Raw genomic sequence first — 17,510 nt, 5'->3', positions numbered from 1 at the left:
CTTCGAGTCCCGGCACACGGCGGAGGCACACCATGGACGGGCCAGCGCAGCACGGTCCGCATACTCTGAACGATGTACTGGACCGGCCACTGCGTGATCTGCGGATCTCCGTGACCGACCGGTGCAACTTCCGCTGCGTCTACTGCATGCCCAAGGAAATCTTCGGGCGCGACTTCGTTTTCCTGCCGAAAGACCAACTGCTCAGCTTCGAGGAGATCACCCGGGTGGCCCGGATAGCGGCCGCACAGGGCGTGGAAAAGATCCGGCTGACCGGCGGCGAACCGCTGCTGCGGCGGGGGATCGAAAATTTGGTGGCCGGGCTCGCAGAACTGCGCACTCCCGAAGGCCGCCCGCTGGACCTGGCGATGACCACGAACGGTTCCGTGCTGGCCCGCAAGGCGGCGGTTCTCAAGGCGGCCGGGCTGTCCCGGGTAACGGTCTCGCTCGACTCCGTCGATGACGCCACCTTCCGGCAGATGAACGACGTCGACTACCCCGTGGCCACGGTGCTGGAGGCAATCGAGGCCGCGGCCGCCGTCGGGCTTGGCCCGGTCAAGGTGAACATGGTGGTCAAGCGCGGAATGAACGACGGCGGCGTCCTCGCGATGGCGCGCCACTTCCGCCATACGGGGCACATCGTGCGGTTCATCGAATACATGGATGTCGGTTCCACCAACGGCTGGAACCTGGAGCAGGTGGTCCCCTCCGCCGAGGTGGTGCGGCGGATCGATGCCGAACTCCCGCTGGAACCGCTGGCTCCCCGCTACGCGGGCGAGACCGCGACGCGCTTCAGGTACCGGGACGGCGGCGGCGAGATCGGGACGATTTCCAGTGTCACGCAGGCGTTCTGCCACGGCTGCACCCGGGCCCGGCTGAGTACCGACGGGAAGCTGTTCACCTGCCTGTTCGGCACCGGCGGCACCGACCTGAGGGCTTTGCTGCGCGGTGGCGCCAACGACGACGAACTGGCCGGCGTGCTCGCCGGCGTGTGGCGCCGCCGGACGGACCGCTATTCGGAGCTGCGCAGCGCCGAGACCGCGGGCGTTGACCCCCGTTCCGGCGGCGCTCCGGCCCAGGCAGGTGCCCCGCCGGCGACCGGCTGGCCCGGGCGGAAAGTGGAGATGCACTACATCGGCGGCTGATACAGACTTATCCACATCGGCGGATTCGCCGGTGCCGTTGGAGCAGACGCGCCTGCAGACTGGCTGGACAAGTCAATCCATCGGCAAGAGGAGCCCGTGGTGTGCGATATCTGCAATGGCATGACCCATCGGGAGGCCAGGGAGAAGACGCTCCGAACCATCGACAGGTACGGCTGGCAATGCATGATTGTCGAGGGGGACACCGACAACACCGCTTTTGGCTACACCATCGGGCTGACCCAGGTGCAGCATCCCGAAATACTGCTTACCGGACGGACCTTGGCGGAGACCCACGCCATTCTCAGCCTCTTGACGCACCGGGTGCTCCACCATGGCCGCACCCTGGTGGCCGGGATGGAAGTACCGCTGCGGCCGCGGAAAGTGGCGCTGGCCCGGATTGAGCGGCCGGAGAATGTGCTCCTGGTCGCGGCAGATATTTACAAGGGCCGGCTACGCGGCCTGCAGGCCATCTGGGCCGACAAGGAAGGGCTGTTTCCGTGGCAGCAGGAGGTCCCGGACGTGCTGACCCAGCCCCTCTATGGAACACCGCCCGTGCTCAGGCCGAAGCCGGGTTGAGCACGGGCGGTGTATTTGAGCGGGCCGTTCTCAGTGCCCGCGGGCAATCCATTCGTCCAGTTGCGGTGCCTCGGCGCCGATGCTGGTGGCATCGCCGTGGCCGGTGTTCACCGTGGTCTCGGCCGGCAGCGTCAGCAGCCTGTCCTTGATCGACTCGATGATCGTCTCGAAGCTGGAGTAGCTGCGTCCGGTGGCGCCGGGGCCGCCGTTGAACAGCGTGTCGCCGCTGAACAGCACGCCCGCAGACTCCAGATGGAAGCAGACCGAGCCGGGGGAATGGCCCGGGGTGTGGATGGCCTTCAGCTGCGCTCCCGCGACCTCGAACGTATCTCCGTCCTTGATCGAGTGGTCCGGCGTGCTGTCCGGGAAGACCGTGTCCCAGAGCATCCGGTCGTCGTCGTGCAGGTACACCGGTGCCTTCACCAGGTCCCGGAATTCGCCGACGGCGCGGATGTGGTCGTCATGGCCGTGGGTCAGCAGGATGGCCTTCACGGTCCGGGAACCGACAGCGGCGGCGATGGCCTGCGGGTCGTGAGCCGGGTCGATGACGAACACCTCGGCGTCGTCACCGACGATCCAGACGTTGTTGTCCACGTCCCAGGTGCCGCCGTCCAGCGAGAAGGTGCCGGAAGTGACTAGGTTTTCGATCGTGGCGCTCATGCGACCTCCACCACCGAACGCAGGACCTTGCCGTCGTGCATCTTGTCGAAGGCGGCCTCCACATCATCCAGCGTGATCCGCTCGGTGACGAAGGCGTCCAGGTCCAAGTTGCCCTGCTTGTAGTGGCTGACCAGCATGGGGAAGTCGCGGGAGGGCAGGCAGTCGCCGTACCACGAGGACTTCAGCGAGCCGCCGCGGCCGAACACATCCAGCAGCGGCAGTTCGAGCTTCATATCCGGCGTCGGGACGCCCACCAGTACCACGCGGCCGGCCAAATCGCGGGCGTAGAAGGCCTGCTTGTAGGTCTCCGGGCGGCCCACTGCTTCAATGACGACGTCGGCGCCGTTGCCACCGGTCAGCGCCCGGATGGCCTCCACCGGGTCCTGCTCCTTGGAGTTGATGCCGTGCGTGGCACCCAGGGACTTGGCCAGTTCTACCTTGTTGTCGTCGATATCCACCGCGATGATCGTGGTGGCACCGGCCAGTTTGGCACCGGCGACGGCGGCGATGCCAACCCCGCCGCAGCCAATCACGGCGACGGATTCGCCGCGCTTGACCTCACCGGTATTGATGGCGGCGCCAATGCCGGCCATCACACCGCAGCCGAGCAGGCCCACCGCGGCCGGATCGACGTCGTCGTCCACCTTGGTGCACTGGCCGGCGGCAACCAGGGTCTTCTCGGCAAAGGCGCCGATGCCCAGCGCCGGGGAGAGTTCGGTGCCGTCCTCCAGCGTCATCTTCTGCGTGGCGTTGTGGGTGTTGAAGCAGTACTGTGCCTGGCCGCGCTGGCAGGCCCGGCATTCACCACAGACGGCGCGCCAGTTCAGGATCACGCGGTCGCCGGGGACCAGGTTGGTCACGTCCGGGCCCACGGCGCTGACCACGCCGGTGGCCTCGTGGCCGAGCAGGAACGGGAAGTCGTCGTTGATCCCGCCCTGCTTGTAGTGCAGGTCCGTATGGCAGACGCCGCAGGTGAGGATGTCCACCAGCGCCTCGCCCGGACCCGGGTCCGGCACCAGGATGGTTTCGATGGAGACCGGCGCATTCTTTTCCAGGGCCACTACTGCCCGTACCTTGTGAACCATGCGGGAGTGATTCCTTCCTAGCGAAGTCTGGCGGGGCCGTCGTCGGCCACCCTGCCCATCCTAGGAAGAAAACAGGGGCGCCACAATTTCCAAAACGAATGTTATGAAAACTGTGGCGCCCTCGATGCCTGCGGTTCGAATTCCGCCGGTGGAGCCTGCGGCTGCTAGACGCCCAGGCGCTCCTTGACCAGTGAGAGCGGCGGGTTCGTGGCGCTGCTGCCATCCGGGAAGAGCAGGGTGGGAACCGTCTGGTTTCCGTCGTTGAGCTTCTCGACCAGCTCGGCGGTGCCCGGGACCTCTTCGATGTTGATCTCGGTGTAGGCGATGCCCTGCGCATCGAACTGGGTCTTCAGGCGACGGCAGTACCCGCACCAGGTGGTGGAGAACATGGTGACGGTTCCGGCAGCAGGTGTGTAATCCAAGGTGGCTCCTTCTGGTGTGAAAGCTTGTGTACATGTCAACGTCGCGCCGGCCGTGGTCATTCCCGGCGCTGAGCGTTGCCGCGGACTGTTCGGGCCGGTGGCCTTCGTTCCGGCCCGCGGGCGAGATCCCAGGATGCCACGAAAGGCAGGGAACTGTGCCTGCCCTGCGCCGCCTGAATCCGCGGTACTGGACCATAATGGAGGCATGTGTGGCAGATACGTCATGGCGCGGGGAACCGGCGACCTAGTGGCTTCGTTCGACGTCGATGAGTCCTACGTTGAAGAAATCCAGCCTTCGTACAACATTGCACCGACGGACGAAGTCCCCCTGATCATCGACCGCAGGGGGCCCAGCGGCGATGGAGTATCCAGAAAACTCATCATGGCCCGGTGGGGCCTGGTACCCCCGTGGGCTAAGGATCCTCGATCCGGCGCACGACTGATCAACGCACGCATGGAGACCGTGACGGAAAAACCCTCGTTCCGAAAGGCTGCGGCCAGAAAGCGCGGATTGCTGGTTGCGGATGGGTACTTTGAATGGCAAAAGACCCCCGACGGCAAAATACCGACCTATCTGCATGGCGAACGCGAAGAGATGCTGGCCTTCGCGGCTCTCTTCGAGAATTGGCCGGACCCAGCCTTGCCGGAAGATCATCCGGAGAAGTGGCTGCGGACCTGCACCATCATCACCACGCAAGCTTCCGATTCGCTCGGGCACATCCATGACAGAACGCCGCTGATCGTCCCCAGTGACCTTTTTTCGGACTGGCTGGATCCGGAAACAACATCGGAGGCCGATGTGCAACAGCTGCTGGATGCTATGCCCGAACCGCATCTTGTTCCGCGGCGGGTCAGTTCCAAGGTCAACAATGTGCGCAACAACGGGCCCGATCTCATCGCCGAGGCAGCATAGCGCTGGCTCGGCCGTTCGGAGACGTGATTTCTCGACGGCCGCGCCGGAACAATTCCGCCGAACTTATTGTGCGCCGGCCCTCGCTGCTGGAAGCTGGGGGAGAGTAGCCGGACCCAGCCGCTTTAGGGCGTCTGTGGGTATGTGGGGGAGGAACCGATGACGGGAAAGTTTGTTGCCAGTTCGACGACGACCATCGCGGCACAGCCCGATCGTGTCTGGTCGGTGATTACCGACCCCGAAGCCATCAAGGGGTTCATGTTCGGTACCGAGGTCGAGACGGACTGGAGCATCGGTGGGCCCATCCGCTGGCGGGGTGAATGGGAAGGCAAGGCCTACGAAGACAGGGGCCGGGTGCTGGAGTTCGAACCGGGCAGGCGGCTGGTCGTGACACACTTCAGCCCGCTGACCGGGCAAGAGGACGCGCCGGAGAACTACCACCGCCTCACTTGGACGCTGGAGGAAGTTCCCGGCGGGACCGAGTTCACACTGTCGCAAGACAACAATGCCACTGCCGAAGCGGCCGAGCACTCCAAGCTGATGTGGGACAAGCTGGTGGGCGATGTGAAGGACCTGGCCGAGCAAGGCTAGGCAAGGGGGCCGCGGACGTCCCGCTGCCGCCATGCGGCGACATTGATGAGATGGCAGCGGTCTTGGCCCTGCTCGGATCTAGGGCGTAGTAGCGGCAAGCCAGGGAACTGCGGCAGGCTGAGGGCACCCCCTCCACGCTCTGATTTTGTCAGTGCCCGCCCCTACTCTTGATCTTGGATTCGAACACATATTCGAATAGAATAAGAGGGTCAAGTTCTTTGGCAGGCGTGTTGGCGCAGGGGCGCATGCTGCGGACTCTGACCCGTTGTCCAGATGAAAGGTGGCTGGCACATGGGTGTTTTCAGCGAAGCTGTCGAAGTTGTTTGTTCCCCTGCCGGACAGCCGCTGCGGCTGCGGTGGCAGGGCAGGAGCTACCGGATCGTCGCAGAACCTGTGCGTTGGTATGAACGCCGCAATTGGTGGGCGGAAGAACTGCGGGCAGAGCGGGGCAGGGGAGCCGGGCTGGTGGACCATGAGATCTGGCGTGTTCAGGCACGGCTGAACGGCAGGTCGCAGATCCGTACCTTGGATCTTTCCCATCAGGTGGATGCCGATCGCTGGCGACTGATCCGTGTCCATGATGCCGTCCGTGAACTGAGCGCATGAGCGCAGACCCGCAGTATTTATTCGCCTCGGTTTTCGCGGCAGCCTGCCGGATAACGATCCTGTGCCTTGAATAAGGCGTTTGGAATGACCAATGAGCTTTTCCCATCTGCATGTATCCACGGCGTTCAGCGCCCACTACGGTGTCTCCTGGCCTGATGAATTGGCCGGCGCAGCCGCTTCCTTCGGAGCGGACGCTTTGGCCTGCACAGACCGGGACGGACTTTACGGAACGGTCAAGCACCTCAAGGCATGTCTGGCCGCGGGGATTGATCCGATAGTCGGCGTGGATCTGGCAGTCCAGGACGACGGCGGCCGGGACACCGGGCGCGTTGTGGTGTTGGCGCATGGCGGAAGCCAAGGCAGCGGCTACCATGCGCTCTGCCGCCTGATTTCCGCGGCGCATGACGGTACGGCAGGCAGCGGGCGGGGAAGCAGGCACCGGACGCCCGGGGTGACGCTGGAACAACTCGCCCGGCATGCCGGTACTCCGGACGGCGGACCTGCCCTCACGGTGCTGTTGGGTCCGATGTCCGAGGTCGGTCAGGCGTTGCGCCGCCGCAGCTATGCCGAAGCGCGGCGGCTGGCCGGACACTGGCGCACCGTCCTGCCAGTTGGATCGTTGGCAATGGAGATCGTTTCCCACCTCAGTGCACCCGGCGAGAACCTGAGCACCGCCCATGCTGTGCGCATGCTCAACCTTGCCGGGGAGCTGAAGATTCCAGCAGTGCTGACCAATGCGGTGCGCTACTGCGAAGAGGACGGAGCAGCCACCGCAGATGTGCTGGACTCGGCTAGGGCTTTGACGGCCTTGTCCAAACTGCCTGACCTGCAGCCCAGTGCCCAGGGCTGGTTGAAATCCCCTGCCCAGATGCACGCGCTGGCGCGGGAGATCGTTCAGGCCGCCGGTGGCGGAAGCCGGGACGTGCACCGCCTGCTGTCCATGACGGAAGCCGTGGCGGACCGGTGCCGGATGGACCCTTACCAGGACATGGGCTTCAAGCATCCAGTGGTCCCTGAAGCCTCGGTCATCGGGATCGATGGGGAACCCATGACCGAGCTGCTCCAGCGCTGTGAAACCGGCATCGCCGAACGGTTTGGCGGAATATCCGGACGGGCGGAACAGGGGCTGCGGGACCGGTTGGCACATGAGCTGGGCATCATCTCCCGGCTGGGCTTCGCCTCCTACTTCCTGACAGTTGCCGAAGTATCGCGAATGATCACCGGCATGGGCGTTCGGGCCTCGGCCCGAGGCTCCGGGGCCTCCAGCCTGGTGAACTATCTGCTCTACATCAGCCACGTAAACCCGCTGGACCACGGGCTGATCTTTGAACGTTTCCTCTCCCAGGACCGCTCCACCCTGCCGGACATAGACATTGACGTGGAAAGCGCAGAACGGCACAACGTCTACCAGAAAATCTTCGACCGATTCGGCAGCGAGCGGGTCACCCTGATGAGCATGCAGAACGGCTACCGTGCCCGCGGCGCGGTCCGCGACGCCGGCCTGGCACTTGGCCTGCCGGAGGATGAGATCTCCGGCATCGCCAAACAGCTTTGGCGGTTCTCCGCGCGCAAATTCCGTGAAGCGATGGCGGAGAAGCCGGAACTGCGCGCGTTTTCGGCCCAGGTGGAGCAGAACCAGCAACTGGATCTGCTGGTGGACCTGACCGAACGGCTGGACCGGCTGCCCCGGCATATCTCCATGCATCCTTGCGGGGTGATCCTGGGCGACACCTCGTTGCTGGACCGTACCCCCACCCAGCCCAGCGGACTGGGACTACCGATGAGCCAGTTCGACAAGCACGATATGGATCCGATGGGCATGCTCAAACTGGACGTGCTGGGTGTGCGGATGCAGAGCTCGATGGCTTACGCGCTCGCCGAAATTACCCGCATCCATCCAAACAAGGAAGCGGTGACAGCAGCCGGAAAACACCCGGTGGGCGAGGACGGGGAAGGGCCCGGCTACATTGCCGCGGACGGGACAATCAACCTGGAACAGGTCCCGCTGGACGACGAACCGACCTACGAACTGATCCGCAGCACCCACACTCTGGGGTGCTTCCAGATTGAATCCCCGGGCCAGCGTGAACTGGTGGGCAAGATGGCGCCACGGGACTTCAACGACCTGATCATCGACATTTCGCTGTTCCGGCCCGGCCCCATGCAATCTGACATGGTCCGCCCGTTCCTGGAGCAGCGCCACGGCTGGGCTCCGGAGCGCTTCCCGCATCCGGACCTGATCCCGGTTCTAAAGGAAACCCATGGCGTGACTGTCTTCCATGAACAAGTCCTGCGGACCTTTGACGTCTTCACCGGCTGCGGGCTGGCCAAGGCGGACGAATTCCGCCGGCTGCTGGGCAATGAGGAAGCCGAACCGGCAGTGGAGGATTATTTCCGCAAAGCTTCGCTGGACCGGGGCTACCCGCCGGACGTAGTGGATACGGTCTGGACTACCTTGAAATCCTTTGGCAGCTTCGGCTTCTGCAAAGCCCATGGGGCCGCCTTCGCCGTCCCCACCTACCAGACCGCGTGGTTGAAAGCCCACCATCCGGAGGCGTTCCTCGCCGGGCTCTGGGAGCACGACCCGGGGATGTACCCAAGGCGGCTGTTGGTGGCCGAGGCGCGGCGGCTCGGCATCCCGATCCTGCCGTTGGACATCAACCGCAGCACTGACCGCTACCGGGTGGAACGCGTTTCTTCCGGTACAGGAGAAAAGCTGGGCATCCGACTCAGCCTTGCCGGCATCTACGGGCTCTCTGCTGCCGAACTCCAGCGCATTGTCGCCGGGCAGCCTTACGAATCGCTGGCCGATCTGCGGGCCCGGGGCAAGGTCAGCAAACCTGCACTGAAACGCCTGGCCCAGCTGGGAGCCTTCGACGAACTGAGCCGGGCAACCGGCCAGCGCGGCGGACGTACTGCAAGCAGGACGGATCTGGTGTATCACTTGGACCAGCCGGCCGCACGCCCGGTGCCCAAGCGCTACCAGCCCACCGAAGGCCAGCTGTCCCTACCGCTGGGGGACATGGAACTGCGCAATCTGGTCCCGGTCTTCCCAGAACCGACGGCGGTAGACATGGTGCGCACCGAGCTGGACTTGCTCTCGATCGACGCCAGCTCCCACTTGATGGAAAGCTACGCGCCGCTGCTGGCAAAACTAGGTGTCACACCGGCCAAGGATCTGCTGGGTCTGCGCAACGGAAGCGAGGTGATGGTGGCCGGCATCCGGGTCGCCACCCAAACCCCGCCCATGCGCGGCGGCCGCCGGGTGGTTTTCATCAGCGTGGACGACGGGACCGGATGTGTAGACGCCACCTTTTTCCAGGAGGCACAGGAACGCTCCGGCTCGCTGCTGTTCGGGACCGAGCTGCTGCTCATCCGTGGACTCACCCGCCGGACCGGTCCCAAAGGAATCGGGTTGCAGGCGCTCGAGGCCTGGGATCTGTCCGACGCTGCCAGTCTGCCGCTGCCGGGGAACACCGTCCGTTCCGAAGGGCCGCACGATCGGACCCCTGCCGCATCGCCGGCGGCACCCCCTGCCGCTCGCGGTACCGGAGCGCGGAGTACCGCCGAACTCGCCCGCCGCATGGCCGAGGAAGGCCTGGACAACCGCGGCCCGGCCGAACCCTGGCTGGCCGGAAGCCGTTCGTCCCGGGCCGGGTGAAAGCGGCCGGGTCTACTCCGCGGTTGAAGTCGTCGATCCATGCGGTCTGCCAGCCGGTGTCAGCCCGGTCCTCAGCGGTGGTCATCCCTGATCCGGCCGTGCCCATGTTGGTCCGGCAACTCGTCAGCGGATACGATCGTAGAGGCTTGCAGCGCCCACGTATGTCGCTGCAGTAATGGCCGCAGCCAAACAATTAGGAGACCTCCGTGTCAGCGCCCCAGAACATCACCCTCATCGTCGACGGCGAAGAGAACCAGGTGACCGAGGGCACGACGGGAGCCGATCTTTACGGCACCCGGCGGGAGGTCGTCGTCGTACGCGTGGACGGCGAGCTGAAGGACTTGGACCAGCCCATCCCGGCCGGCGCGAAGGTGGAAGCCGTGACCATCGATTCGCCCGACGGCTTGAACGTGCTGCGCCATTCCACCGCGCACGTGATGGCCCAGGCCGTGCAGCAGCTGCGCAAGGACTCCAAGCTTGGCATCGGTCCGTACATTACCGACGGCTTCTACTTCGATTTCGACGTCGATGAGCCCTTCACTCCGGAGGACCTGAAGCAGCTGGAAAAGATGATGCTCAAGATCGTCAACTCCAACCAACGATTCGTCCGCCGCGCGGTCTCCGAGACCGAGGCCTTGGCTGAGATGGCCGGGGAGCCGTACAAGGAAGAGCTGATCGGGCTCAAGGGCCACTCCGACGAGGCCGGCGAAGGTGCCAGCATCGAAGTTGGCTCCGGCGAACTGACCATCTACGACAACGTGGACGCCAAGAGCGGCGAAGTGGTCTGGAAGGACCTCTGCCGCGGCCCGCACCTGCCGAACACCAAGCTGATCTCCAACGCCTACGCGTTGACCCGTTCGGCCGCCGCGTACTGGCGCGGCAACGAGAAGAACAAGCAGCTGCAGCGCATCTACGGCACCGCTTGGCCCACCAAGGACGACCTGAAGGCCTACCAGGAGCGGCTGGCGGAGGCCGAGCGCCGGGACCACCGCCGGCTGGGCGCCGAACTGGACCTGTTCTCCTTCCCGGACGAACTGGGTAGCGGCCTGCCCGTTTTCCACCCCAAGGGCGGCACTGTCCGCAAGGCGATGGAAGACTACTCGCGGCAGCGGCACACCGAGGCCGGCTACGAATTCGTCTACACCCCGCACATCACCAAGAGCAATCTGTACGAGGTGTCCGGCCACCTGGACTGGTACCGGGACGGCATGTTCCCCCCGATGCACGTGGACGAGACCAGGGACCCGGAGACCGGCGAGGTCATCAAGCCCGGCCAGGACTACTACCTGAAGCCGATGAACTGCCCCATGCACAACCTGATCTTCCGCTCGCGCGGACGGTCCTACCGCGAACTGCCGCTGCGGCTGTTCGAGTTCGGTTCGGTCTACCGGTACGAGAAGTCCGGCGTGATCCACGGGCTGACCCGGGTGCGGGGCATGACCCAGGACGACGCCCACATCTATTGCACCCGCGAACAGATGAAGGATGAGCTGACCACCACGCTGAACTTCGTGCTGGACCTGCTCAAGGACTACGGGCTGGACGACTTCTTCCTGGAACTTTCCACCAAGGATCCCGAAAAGTTCGTCGGCACCGACGAGGTCTGGGATGAAGCCACCCGCACGCTGGCCGAGGTGGCCGAAGCATCCGGCCTGGAACTGGTGCCGGACCCGGGCGGAGCCGCCTTCTACGGACCGAAGATCTCGGTGCAGGCGCGGGACGCGATCGGCCGCACCTGGCAGATGTCCACCATCCAGCTGGACTTCAACCTGCCGGAACGGTTCGAGCTGGAGTACCAGGCCGCCGACGGTTCCCGGCAGCGGCCGGTGATGATCCACCGTGCGCTGTTCGGATCGGTGGAGCGGTTCATGGGCCTGCTGATCGAGCACTACGCCGGTGCGTTCCCGGCCTGGCTCGCTCCGGTACAGGTGGTCGGCATTCCGGTGGCGGAGACCTTCAACGAGTACATGCTGGAGATTGTGGCCAAGCTGCGCGCGCAGGGCATCCGCGCCGAGGCCGACCTGGGGTCCGACCGCTTCCCGAAGAAGATCCGCACCGCCAGCAAGGACAAAGTACCGTTCGTGCTGATCGCCGGCGGCGAGGATGCCGAAGCCGGAGCGGTCTCCTTCCGCTTCCGTGACGGCAGTCAGGACAACGGCATTCCGGTGGACGAGGCAGTGTCGCGGATCGTGCAGGCTGTCGCCAGGCGCGGCAACTGACGATGGCCGGGACGACCAGGGAAGCCATGAAGGACCGGGCGGATGATGAGGCAACGGACAGCTTCGAGCTGCCCGGAGTCCCGGATGCCTTCCAGCGGCTCTGGACGCCGCACCGGATGGCCTACGTCAAGGGCGGCCAGGGGCAGTTCAAGAACAAGGACGAGTGCCCGTTCTGCGTGGCGCCGGCCCGGCCGGACGAGGAATCGCTGATCGTTCACCGCGGCGAGACCGCCTACGTGGTGCTGAACCTGTTTCCGTACAACCCGGGCCACTTGCTGGTCTGTCCGTACCGCCACGTGCCCGACTACACGGACATCACCCCGGCGGAAACCGCGGAGTTTGCCGAGCTCACCCAGACGGCCATGCGCGTGTTGCGCAAGGTGGCGAACCCCAGCGGCTTCAACCTGGGCATGAACCAAGGCGAAGCCGGGGGAGCGGGCGTGGCGGCGCATTTGCACCAGCACGTGGTGCCGCGGTGGGGCGGCGACGGGAACTTCTTCCCGATCATCGCTCAGACCAAAGCCATCACCCAGACTTTGGACGAGGTCCGCAAGCAGGTAGCCGACGCCTGGCCCGCACGGTAACGCGGCGATGCTCAACAAATACGCGCGCGGATTCTTCGGCAAGCTCTTCACTCCGCTGGCCCGCGTCCTGATCCGGATGGGTGTCTCGCCCGACGCCGTCACGATCATCGGCACGGTCGGGGTCTGTGCCGGGGCGCTGATTTTCTACCCGCTGGGCGAACTGTTCTGGGGCACCGTATTCATCACGGCGTTCGTTTTCTCTGACATGGTGGACGGCCTGATGGCCCGCATGCTGGAACGCAGCAGCCGCTGGGGCAGCTTCCTGGACTCCACCCTTGACCGGTTGGCCGACGGCGCGGTGTTCGCCGGCGTGGCCATCTGGTTCTTTACCGGGGGAGAGAACCCGGCCATCGCCATCTTTGCACTCGTGTGCATGCTGCTGGGCTCCCTGGTCTCCTACGCCCGGGCCAAGGCCGAGTCGCTCGGCTGCACCGCGGCCGTCGGGTTTGCCGAGCGGTCCGAGCGACTGGTGGCCGTCCTGGTCTTCACCGGCCTGACCGGCCTGGGCCTGCCGGAAATCGTCCTGCTGGTGGTCCTGATGCTGCTGGCCGCCGCTAGTCTGGTGACCGTGATCCAGCGGATCATGACCGTCTACCGGCAGACCCGGCTGACCGCCTGACCGGCTGGCCAACGCTCAGCGGGACGATCGCGGGAGGCGGGACGACGACGGGAGGCGGGCGGCCGCCGTCGGGCGTTCAGGAAGGTTACGTCACCGGTGAGCCGGTTCACGGGCCCGGACGTATGATGAGATGTACGCTTTCGACCGACTCCTAGGGGCTTTTAGTGTCCAGCAGTGAACCAACGTCAACTCACGCCCCCGTGACCGGCAGCAGCCGGGTAAAGCGGGGCATGGCCGAGATGTTGAAGGGCGGCGTCATCATGGACGTCGTAACGCCCGAACAGGCCCGCATCGCCGAAGACGCCGGTGCCGTGGCCGTGATGGCCCTTGAGCGCGTTCCGGCGGATATCCGCGCGCAAGGCGGCGTGTCCCGGATGAGCGATCCGGACATGGTGGACGGCATCATCGAAGCCGTCTCCATCCCGGTGATGGCCAAGGCCCGCATCGGCCACTTCGTCGAGGCGCAGGTGCTGCAATCCCTCGGCGTGGACTACATCGACGAGTCCGAGGTCCTGACCCCGGCCGACTACACCAACCACATCGACAAGTGGAACTTCACCGTTCCGTTCGTCTGCGGTGCCACCAACCTGGGCGAGGCACTGCGCCGGATCAACGAAGGCGCGGCGATGATCCGTTCCAAGGGCGAAGCCGGCACCGGCGACGTCTCCAATGCCACCGGACACATGCGCCAGATCCGCTCCGAGATCAAGCGCCTGTCCGCGATGCCCGAAGACGAGCTGTACGTGGCGGCCAAGGAACTGCAGGCCCCGTACGAACTGGTCAAGGAAATTGCGCAGACCGGCAAGCTGCCGGTGGTGCTGTTCACCGCCGGCGGCATCGCCACCCCGGCCGACGCCGCGATGATGATGCAGCTGGGCGCCGACGGCGTGTTCGTTGGCTCCGGCATCTTCAAGTCCGGCAACCCGGCCGAGCGCGCCGCCGCGATCGTGAAGGCCACCACCTTCCACGACGATCCGGACGTCATCGCCAAGGTCTCCCGCGGCCTGGGCGAAGCAATGGTCGGCATCAATGTGGACGAAATCCCGCAGCCGCACCGCCTCGCCGAGCGCGGCTGGTAAGAACTAACGACGGCGAACGCCCGGTCCCGCACGAAGGTGCGGTACCGGGCGTTTGGCGTTAAGCCCTTCGTGCTGCCCGACACGGCTGGCCCGGCTCCGGCCTCTGGACTCCCCGGGCAGAATGGAGCTTTCCGCCGGTGCGTCCAGTGATCGTTTCATCAGGTGCACTTTCATCCTTCCCAGATGATGAGCATGCACGGGTGCCGGCGGAGACTGAAGTCAACGGATGAATCCGGAGGCGATAGTGCCCGCCCGAACGACAGCGCGCCTGAACGGAGCCAGCGATGACGGATCCAGGAATGACCGATGCCGAGGAGCTACAACGGCTGAGGGCCCGGGTGGCCGAACTTGAGGCCGAACGTGTCCATGGGCCAGGCGGCGCGCACGCCCCTGCCGAGGAACGGCATCGTTGGAGATCCATTGGCTCGGCAGTGCTGCTCACGCTGGCGTGTCTGCTCGCTCCGATCTCGGTGGTGGGGGTGTGGGCGGGCAGCGTGGTGTCCGACACCGACAGATATGTTGAAACCGTCAGTCCGCTGATCAACGACCCATCCGTGCAGGCGGACCTGACCGACGCCGTCACCGAGGCCATCTTCACCCACGTGGACCTGAAAGCTGTCACCGACGAGGCGTTCAACGCGGTCTCCGACCTCGGGCTGCCTCCGCGAGCCCAAGCTGCGCTAACTGCCCTGCAGCAGCCAATGATTTCGGGCATCGAAAACTTCGTCCACAGCCGCGTGCAGCAAACGATCAGCAGCCCGCAATTCGATACCGTCTGGGACCGCTCCAACGAGATCGCTCACCAGAACCTGGTGAAGCTGCTGGAAGGCAACCAGGGCGGAGCCATCAGCGCCCAGAATGACACGATCTCGGTCAACCTCGGGCCGATCATCGCCCAGGTGAAGGAGCGGCTCGTGGCCGAAGGGTTCGGCCTGGCGCAGAACATCCCCAATGTGAACACCTCCTACGAGCTGGTGCAGTCGGACGCCGTCACCCAAGCACAGAGCGCTTACCGGGTATTGAACGCACTCAGCATCTGGCTGCCGATCATCACCGGCATCCTGTTCGTCGCGGGAGTGCTGACCGCGCGCCACCGAGCCCGTGCCGTGATGCTGGGTGCGCTCGGCATCGTGGCGGCGATGTTGGCACTGGGGATTGCGCTTGCGGTGGCCCGCATCGCCTATCTTCAGGCGCTGCCGGGCGTAGTGCTATCGCGCGATTCGGCGGGGCTGGTCTACGACACCCTGGTGCGCTTCCTGCGTGACTCACTGCGCCTCACCGCGGTAATCGCGCTGGTGGTGGCGATAGCCGCGTACTTCACCGGAGCCTCTGCTTCCGCCGTACGGGCGCGCGCCTCAGCGTCTCGGGGGATCGCCCGCCTGCGCGGATCCGCGGAGTCGGCGGGGATGCGCACCGGCGGGGTGGGAAACTGGGTTTACCGGTACAAGCGGCTGCTCTGGGTTGCCACTGTCATCGTCGGCGGGCTGGTGCTCGTCTTCTGGTCGGAGCCCACGATCGGCGTCGTCATCACGATAGCGATCATTGTGGTGGTCGTGATCGCGATTATCGAATTCATCGGGACTCCGCCAGCGGAGCCGAGGGCTTATCCCGAGGCCGCCGACGAAGTACCGGTCCCGCCGAACCCCTGACCGAGACCACCCAGAACTGGTGGCCAACGTCGTCGTGCCCTGCCGACCGGAGTCGGCAGGGCACGGTTTGGGTGATGAGCGGGCCAGTTAGCTTGCTTCAGCCGGCCAGGATTTTCGCCTTCTGGGCCTCGAACTCCGCCTCGGAGAGGAGACCCTGCGCTTTCAGTTCGCCCAAGGTCTTGAGCCGTTCCAAGGGATCAGCGGCCGGCGCAGCCGTTGCTTGGGCCGCCGCCGTGTCGTAATCGGGTTGCGCATACTGCTGGGGTGGCGCGTAGCCCTGCTGCGGCTGTGCATACTGCTGCTGTTGTTGTTCGTACCCCTGCTGTGCGTACTGCTCCTGCTCTTGGGCGTCCCAGCGCGCCTGTTGGCGGCGCTGCACGCGACCGCTGACAGCCGTCGCCGTGCCGGCGACAACTGCCGTGCGGGCTACTCCTCGTAACAGTCCCATGTCTACTTCCTCCTCAGACCGTCGAATCGGATTCCATCGCGTCCAGCGCGGCCATGACGTCCTCAGCCGGAATGCGCGCACTCGCGATGACCTCTCCACCGGACTCGCGTGCTGCGGCAATGAAGGGAATCGCCCAGAGATTCTCGTAGACGATCAGCGCCGCCACGGTGCCAGGTTCCATCGCCGAAGCCGCTTCGGCGATTTCGTCGTCGCCCAGGAGGCCCGAACGAACCGAGGCAAGAGAGGCGAACCCTTCCAAGCCCTCGCTAACGTCTTCTGTCATCTCGACGCCGGCGGTGGAACCGTCCGCGTCTTTCCTGATGATCATGAGGTCGTAGACCCAGACCACCTTCCGATTAATCAGGTCCATCAGGGCAGCAACGGTGGCGCCGCTGCCCGTCTTGTCTACTGGAAACTCGATCAACACGAAGTCGATGGGGCCGTGCACTTCTGTTGTTGCCACGAACATCACCCTTGCAATCTGATTGGCCGTCCAAGACCTGGCCAGAGTAGTTTTCCCTCCACGCCCGGGGCATCACCCCGACCGAATGATCTTGGCCAGCGGCTGTTGAGGCGGACGCCCGCGGCGGACCGGACTTCCTTCGGTAGTTATAACGGCGTTCGACGAAGTCACCCACGCCCTCGAAACCAGCGGAATCAGGGCTGCGTGGCGTATCGCAGGTCACGGGGGTGAGCCAGAACCGCCCAAATGATGACCACGTCGAGGACGATGATGATCACGCCCCACAGCGGGTAATACGGGAGCCACATGAAGTTCAGCACTGCGCTCAGCGACGCCAACACTACGGCCAGAATGCGTGCCCACACAGCGCCCCGGAACAGGAAAATCCCGCCGAGCACCAAGAGCACTCCTCCGAGCAGGTGGATCCAGCCCCACGAGGTCAGGTCGAACTTGTAGATGTACTCCTCACCGGCCACGTAGAACTGATCATTGAACAGCGCCACAAGTGCCTGAACTATGTGAAAGGCGCCGGCCACGATCATGATGATCCCGCCGAAGAGGATCGTCCCCGCGGCCGCAATGTTGTAATCCGGGTCGACGGACCGCCCCGGACCGGTGGTCCGCCCAGCTGAACCGCTTGCCATGGTGGTCCTCCCTCGTGCGGTGCGCCGGTGGCGACTCGGTTATGTCACCGGAGACTCGGCCCACCCTCAGCAAGTCTTCACCGGGCCCGGTCGAGTTTCCTCATCCTTTCTGGGTGATCCTGATAGCACGCGCGCGCCGTAATTTGGGCCCT

Annotated in this window: 17 protein-coding genes; 11 read left to right on the top strand and 6 right to left on the bottom strand. The window is 64.9% G+C overall.

Annotated features, from left to right (window positions below; translation table 11 throughout):
- Window positions 1-32: 32 nt before the first annotated feature.
- Complete coding sequence (gene moaA, locus AC5RWT_RS15730) at window positions 33-1,142, top strand: GTP 3',8-cyclase MoaA (RefSeq protein ID WP_494043660.1); 1,110 nt, start codon at window positions 33-35, stop codon at window positions 1,140-1,142.
- A 120-nt stretch (window positions 1,143-1,262) separates the two neighbouring features.
- Window positions 1,263-1,718, top strand: a complete 456-nt coding sequence (locus tag AC5RWT_RS15725; RefSeq protein WP_494080966.1) for a DUF4262 domain-containing protein — start codon at window positions 1,263-1,265, stop codon at window positions 1,716-1,718.
- A gap of 30 nt (window positions 1,719-1,748) precedes the next feature.
- On the opposite strand, the gene AC5RWT_RS15720 is transcribed toward AC5RWT_RS15725, so the two are convergent.
- The 3 genes from AC5RWT_RS15720 to AC5RWT_RS15710 form a co-directional block, all read right to left on the bottom strand.
- Window positions 1,749-2,378: an MBL fold metallo-hydrolase gene (locus AC5RWT_RS15720; protein WP_494080965.1), complete on the bottom strand. Its 630-nt coding sequence runs from the start codon at window positions 2,376-2,378 to the stop codon at window positions 1,749-1,751.
- A complete protein-coding gene (locus AC5RWT_RS15715) occupies window positions 2,375-3,463 on the bottom strand; it encodes an S-(hydroxymethyl)mycothiol dehydrogenase (protein WP_494080964.1) in 1,089 nt (362 codons plus the stop codon). The genes AC5RWT_RS15720 and AC5RWT_RS15715 overlap by 4 nt, the downstream gene beginning before the upstream one ends.
- A gap of 164 nt (window positions 3,464-3,627) precedes the next feature.
- Window positions 3,628-3,885: a glutaredoxin domain-containing protein gene (locus tag AC5RWT_RS15710; RefSeq protein ID WP_494080963.1), complete on the bottom strand. Its 258-nt coding sequence runs from the start codon at window positions 3,883-3,885 to the stop codon at window positions 3,628-3,630.
- Between the two features lie 133 nt (window positions 3,886-4,018).
- Here AC5RWT_RS15710 and AC5RWT_RS15705 point away from each other — a divergent pair, with 133 nt between their 5' ends.
- The 9 genes from AC5RWT_RS15705 (at window position 4,019) to AC5RWT_RS15665 (ending at window position 15,803) form a co-directional block, all read left to right on the top strand.
- On the top strand, window positions 4,019-4,798 hold the full coding sequence (locus AC5RWT_RS15705) for an SOS response-associated peptidase (RefSeq protein WP_494080975.1): 780 nt from the start codon (window positions 4,019-4,021) through the stop codon (window positions 4,796-4,798).
- Window positions 4,799-4,954: 156 nt separating this feature from the next.
- On the top strand, window positions 4,955-5,386 hold the full coding sequence (locus tag AC5RWT_RS15700) for an SRPBCC domain-containing protein (protein WP_494080962.1): 432 nt from the start codon (window positions 4,955-4,957) through the stop codon (window positions 5,384-5,386).
- Between the two features lie 291 nt (window positions 5,387-5,677).
- Window positions 5,678-5,992 carry a DUF6504 family protein gene (locus AC5RWT_RS15695; RefSeq protein ID WP_494080961.1) on the top strand — a complete coding sequence of 105 codons (315 nt, stop codon included), beginning with the start codon at window positions 5,678-5,680 and terminating at the stop codon, window positions 5,990-5,992.
- A 91-nt stretch (window positions 5,993-6,083) separates the two neighbouring features.
- On the top strand, window positions 6,084-9,653 hold the full coding sequence (locus tag AC5RWT_RS15690) for a DNA polymerase III subunit alpha (RefSeq protein ID WP_494080960.1): 3,570 nt from the start codon (window positions 6,084-6,086) through the stop codon (window positions 9,651-9,653).
- Window positions 9,654-9,859: 206 nt separating this feature from the next.
- Window positions 9,860-11,872 (top strand): threonine--tRNA ligase, encoded by a 2,013-nt coding sequence (gene thrS / locus AC5RWT_RS15685; protein WP_494080959.1) that lies wholly within the window; start codon window positions 9,860-9,862, stop codon window positions 11,870-11,872.
- Window positions 11,873-11,874: 2 nt separating this feature from the next.
- Window positions 11,875-12,456 carry an HIT family protein gene (locus AC5RWT_RS15680; protein WP_494043668.1) on the top strand — a complete coding sequence of 194 codons (582 nt, stop codon included), beginning with the start codon at window positions 11,875-11,877 and terminating at the stop codon, window positions 12,454-12,456.
- Window positions 12,457-12,463: 7 nt separating this feature from the next.
- Window positions 12,464-13,075, top strand: coding sequence for a phosphatidylinositol phosphate synthase (gene pgsA / locus AC5RWT_RS15675; RefSeq protein WP_494080958.1), 612 nt, complete (start codon window positions 12,464-12,466; stop codon window positions 13,073-13,075).
- A 164-nt stretch (window positions 13,076-13,239) separates the two neighbouring features.
- Complete coding sequence (gene pdxS, locus AC5RWT_RS15670; RefSeq protein ID WP_494043670.1) at window positions 13,240-14,154, top strand: pyridoxal 5'-phosphate synthase lyase subunit PdxS; 915 nt, start codon at window positions 13,240-13,242, stop codon at window positions 14,152-14,154.
- Window positions 14,155-14,438: 284 nt separating this feature from the next.
- Window positions 14,439-15,803, top strand: a complete 1,365-nt coding sequence (locus AC5RWT_RS15665) for a hypothetical protein (RefSeq protein ID WP_494080957.1) — start codon at window positions 14,439-14,441, stop codon at window positions 15,801-15,803.
- 97 nt (window positions 15,804-15,900) lie between these two features.
- Here AC5RWT_RS15665 and AC5RWT_RS15660 read toward each other — a convergent pair whose 3' ends face one another.
- The 3 genes from AC5RWT_RS15660 to AC5RWT_RS15650 form a co-directional block, all read right to left on the bottom strand.
- Entirely contained in the window at window positions 15,901-16,251 is a 351-nt protein-coding gene (locus tag AC5RWT_RS15660) for an SHOCT domain-containing protein (RefSeq protein WP_494080956.1), read from the bottom strand.
- Window positions 16,252-16,264: 13 nt separating this feature from the next.
- Window positions 16,265-16,714 carry a DUF6325 family protein gene (locus AC5RWT_RS15655; RefSeq protein WP_494043673.1) on the bottom strand — a complete coding sequence of 150 codons (450 nt, stop codon included), beginning with the start codon at window positions 16,712-16,714 and terminating at the stop codon, window positions 16,265-16,267.
- Between the two features lie 194 nt (window positions 16,715-16,908).
- Window positions 16,909-17,358 carry a DUF7144 family membrane protein gene (locus tag AC5RWT_RS15650; protein ID WP_494080955.1) on the bottom strand — a complete coding sequence of 150 codons (450 nt, stop codon included), beginning with the start codon at window positions 17,356-17,358 and terminating at the stop codon, window positions 16,909-16,911.
- Between the last annotated feature and the right edge of the window lie 152 nt (window positions 17,359-17,510).

It is taken from the genome of Arthrobacter sp. Dra40, from assembly GCF_059091905.1.
Note: the sequence above shows the minus strand (reverse complement) of the source record. Positions and strands in the feature narration are given on the sequence as shown.